Source organism: Streptomyces boluensis (assembly GCF_009908195.1).
GTDB lineage: Bacteria > Actinomycetota > Actinomycetes > Streptomycetales > Streptomycetaceae > Streptomyces > Streptomyces boluensis.
Map to the genome: position 1 here is coordinate 1 of NZ_JAAAHS010000566.1, position 3,524 is coordinate 3,524.

At 74.3% G+C, this 3,524-nt stretch carries 3 protein-coding genes; all 3 read left to right on the forward strand.

What is annotated here, in order from left to right; translation table 11 throughout:
- Positions 1–199: 199 nt before the first annotated feature.
- The 3 genes from GUY60_RS35910 to GUY60_RS35920 all read left to right on the forward strand — a co-directional run bounded on the left by GUY60_RS35910 (position 200) and on the right by GUY60_RS35920 (position 3,484).
- Complete coding sequence (locus tag GUY60_RS35910) at positions 200–1,024, forward strand: helix-turn-helix domain-containing protein (protein ID WP_161705621.1); 825 nt, start codon at positions 200–202, stop codon at positions 1,022–1,024.
- A complete protein-coding gene (locus GUY60_RS35915) occupies positions 1,021–1,959 on the forward strand; it encodes a helix-turn-helix domain-containing protein (protein ID WP_161705623.1) in 939 nt (312 codons plus the stop codon). The genes GUY60_RS35910 and GUY60_RS35915 overlap by 4 nt, the downstream gene beginning before the upstream one ends.
- 481 nt (positions 1,960–2,440) lie before the next feature.
- Positions 2,441–3,484 carry a helix-turn-helix domain-containing protein gene (locus GUY60_RS35920; protein WP_161705625.1) on the forward strand — a complete coding sequence of 348 codons (1,044 nt, stop codon included), beginning with the start codon at positions 2,441–2,443 and terminating at the stop codon, positions 3,482–3,484.
- Positions 3,485–3,524: the final 40 nt, after the last annotated feature.

Genomic DNA, 3,524 nt, shown 5'->3' on the forward strand with positions numbered 1-3,524 from the left:
AGTGCGGGGGCGCGTGCGGGGCGCGGGGTGGCTCGTTCCGGTTCGCGGTGCCTCCGATGCCCGGAACCGGGCGGGCAGAGCTGGGCATCTTTCCAGCAGGGATCATTCGGGGGCTGTCCTCAGGGACTTCCGGCAGGGGCTTTCAGCAGGCTTCCGGCAGGGGCTTTTGGCGGGGGCTTCCAGGACGTGGGGGTGGGACATGTCTCGGTGGAAGGAACTGCCCGACTCGCAGGACCAGCGGGTCCGGCAGTTCGTCGTGCAGTTACGCAGGCTCAAGGACCGCAGCGGCCTCTCGGTGGCGACGATCGCCACGCGGACGGGGTACGGCAGATCGTCCTGGGAGCGCTATCTCAACGGCCGTTCGCTGCCCTCGGCGGCGGCGGTCGAGGCCCTGGCGCGGACCTGCGGGACCGACGCGGCGCGGCTGCTCGCGCTGCGCGAGGTCGCGGAGGCGGCGTGGGGGGCGAGCCGGGACACGGGGGAGCCGCCGCGAGGTGCTGACGACGCCGACGACGCCGACAACGCGGGTGGCACCGACGACTCCGGTGGCACCGGGGGTGTGTGGGTGCGGCGGTTGCCGTGGGTGGCGATGGCCGTGTCGAGCCTCGCCACGGCGCTCCTGATGCTGGGCCTCTTCGCCCTGCTCCGGCCCTGGTCGGGCGGCGCCGGCGACGACGCGAAGGCCGATCCGTACCGGCCGTACACCGGTGAACCGCACCCGGAGTACGGGGAGTTCGACTACCGGCCGGACAAGGCGTACGACTGCGCCGTGCGGCGGGACGAGGACGGCCGGCTCTACGCGGGCTACAGCCGTACCCGGACCGAGATGATCGAGCGGACGTCGACGCGCTGGTCCGTGGTGGAGGCCCAGTGCCTGCTGCGCCACCACGGCGAGGCGCCGGGCGTGGCCGACGGCGCCTTCGGCAACGCCACCGAGCGCGCGGTGAAACGGCTCCAGGACGCGGGGCACATCGCGGTCGACGGGAAGGTCGGCCCGGACACCTGGAAGGTGCTGCGGACGTGACGGAACGGGAGGACCGACGGGAGGACCGGCGGGGGAGTGGGGACGCGAGCCGCACCGGCGCTGCGGCCGGGCGGGCCGTGGAGTGCGCTCGGCTCGCGGAGGCGCTGCGCGGGCTGCGCTCCGCGACCGGGCTCAGCCTGGCGGCGCTCGCGGAGCGGACGCCGTACAGCAAGTCGTCCTGGGAGCGCTATCTCAACGGCAAGGCGCTGCCGCCCCGGCAGGCCGTCGAGCAGCTGTGCCGGCTCGCGGGCGCGCCTCCGCAACGGCCGCTCGCGCTCTGGGAGTTGGCCGAGGCGACCTGGAGCGGCCGGGCCACGAGCCGCTCGCCGTCGCCGCCTTCGCCTCCCCCTCCGCCCCCGCCTGCTCCGTCACGGGAGGCCCCGGAACAGGTCGCGGCGCCCCGGCGGTCGCGGTCGGCCGGGTTTCTCGCCGGGGTGGCCGGCGGGCTCGCCGTGGTCGCCGCCGGGGTGGTGCTGCTCCTGTGGGGCGTGGACGGCAGCGGCAGTACGGCGGAGGGCAAGCGCCCGGCACGTGGAGCGGCGCCCGGACCGGGGTGTTCCGGTGACAGCTGCACCGGCAAGGACCCGGAGGCGACGCGCTGTTCGGGCGCCGCCCTGCAGCCGAGCACGCTGGCCGAACGGCGCTTCGCCCACGGCACGGTGGTGAAGGTGCGCCGCTCCTCGGTGTGCGGGACGGTGTGGGCCCGGATCGACCGGGGCCGGGCGGGCGACCGTATCGAGATCACGGCACCGGGGATCGGACCCCAACAGACCGAGGTACGGGACCGGTTCGACGCGGAGGCGTCCCTGTCGACGCCGATGGCGGCGGCGGGCCGCGGCGACCACCGGGAGGTCGAGGCCTGCCTGGTCCGGGCCTCCCGGAAGTTCTGCTTCCGCGCGACGGCGACAGCGAAGCCCAAGGTGGCCGATTCCTGACGTACGAGAGGCGTACGAGAACGGAGACAGCGCCCGTCCTCTCCCCCGAGGGAGGACGGGCGCCGTCAGTCCGTGATGCGGTGGGCCGAGAGGCCTGCCGCAGGTGAGGCGGTGTCCCGAAGGCGTGTTCGCGCTCGGACTACAGAGTCATGGACGCGACAACCGTGGTTCAAGAGCCGACCGGTGCCTGTGACGCGGAAGTGACCGTTCCGACACGGTGTGCGCGGGCGGCAACGATCTTCACGAGTACGTAATGACGGGGTTCCCAGAGGCGGATCCCCGTGGCGGTGGGACACTGGCCGCGTACTCATGGGCGCGCAAAGGGGCGCGCGCTGGGTCACCGGTGCATCTGTCCGCCCCCATGGCGGGAACTGACCTTCCGGCCACGGACATCCCTGCTGCAGAGGCGGATCACGGGCAGGGCGGACGCATCGCGCGCGGGGGTCGGCGGAATCGGATACGGGGGGACAAGGGGGAGGCAATGCCTCGTTGGAGGGCGCTACCGGATGAACTCGATCCGCAGGTGCGCGAGTTCGCGAGCCAGTTGCGCAGGCTCGTGGACCGCAGCGGACTGAGCATCGCGGCGCTGGCGGACCGCACCGGGTACAGCAAGACGTCGTGGGAGCGGTATCTGAACGGCCGGCTGCTCGCGCCGAAGGGCGCGATCGTCGCCCTGGCCGAGGTCACCGGCACCAATCCGCTGCACCTCACGACCATGTGGGAGCTCGCGGAGCGCGCCTGGAGCCGCTCCGAGATGCGGCACGACATGACCATGGAGGCGATACGCATCTCCCAGGCGCGCGCCGCCCTGGGCGAGTCGGGCACCGTGCGCGCCGACACCAGGACCAAGTCCGGGGCGGCGCGCGGGCGTACGGCGGCGCCCGCGCCATCCGCGTACCCGGACGCCTCGCAGGCGCCCGGCGGCGCGCGGGGTGGTGTCGCCGCGTCGCCAGGACCGCAGGGCCCGCCGCCGGGGCCGCCCCTCTCCCCGCTGGACGCCGTACCGCCGCGCGGGCGGAAGGGGCGGAAGGTGACCCTTGTCCTCGTGGGCGTCGTCGGTGTGCTCGCGGTGCTTGCGGGCGCGCTCTGGCTGACCGGCTTCGGGCCCGGCGGCGAGCCGGAGGCGAAGCCGTCCGCGCCGCCCACGAGCAGCGCGCCGAAGCTGCCCGCCGGGGTGAAGTGCGCGGGCGCGGACTGCACCGGCAAGGACCCCGAGAAGATGGGCTGCGGCGGCGAGTTGGTGACCACGTCGACCGATGTCACCGTCGGCACCGCGCTCGTCGAGGTCCGCTACAGCAAGAGCTGCGGCGCCGCCTGGGCCCGGATCAACGGGGCGCAGCCCGGCGACACGGTGCGGATCACCGGCACCGGCACCGGCACCGGCACCGGTTCGGGCGCGGGCGGGCAGAGCGGTGAGGTCGACGCGGACGGGGACGCGTACACCCCGATGGTGGCCGTGAAGAACGAGGCGGCGGCGAAGGCCTGCGCGACGCTCGGCACCGGCCAGCAGGGCTGCACCGGCTGACCCGACCGGCACCCGCCTCCCTCCCCGCCCCGTACGGGAC

Coding starts and splice junctions, on each gene's coding strand:
- GUY60_RS35920 (WP_161705625.1), top strand. CDS start 2,441: ATGCCTCGTTGGAGGGCGCTACCGGATGAACTCGATCCGCAGGTGCGC.
- GUY60_RS35910 (WP_161705621.1), top strand. CDS start 200: ATGTCTCGGTGGAAGGAACTGCCCGACTCGCAGGACCAGCGGGTCCGG.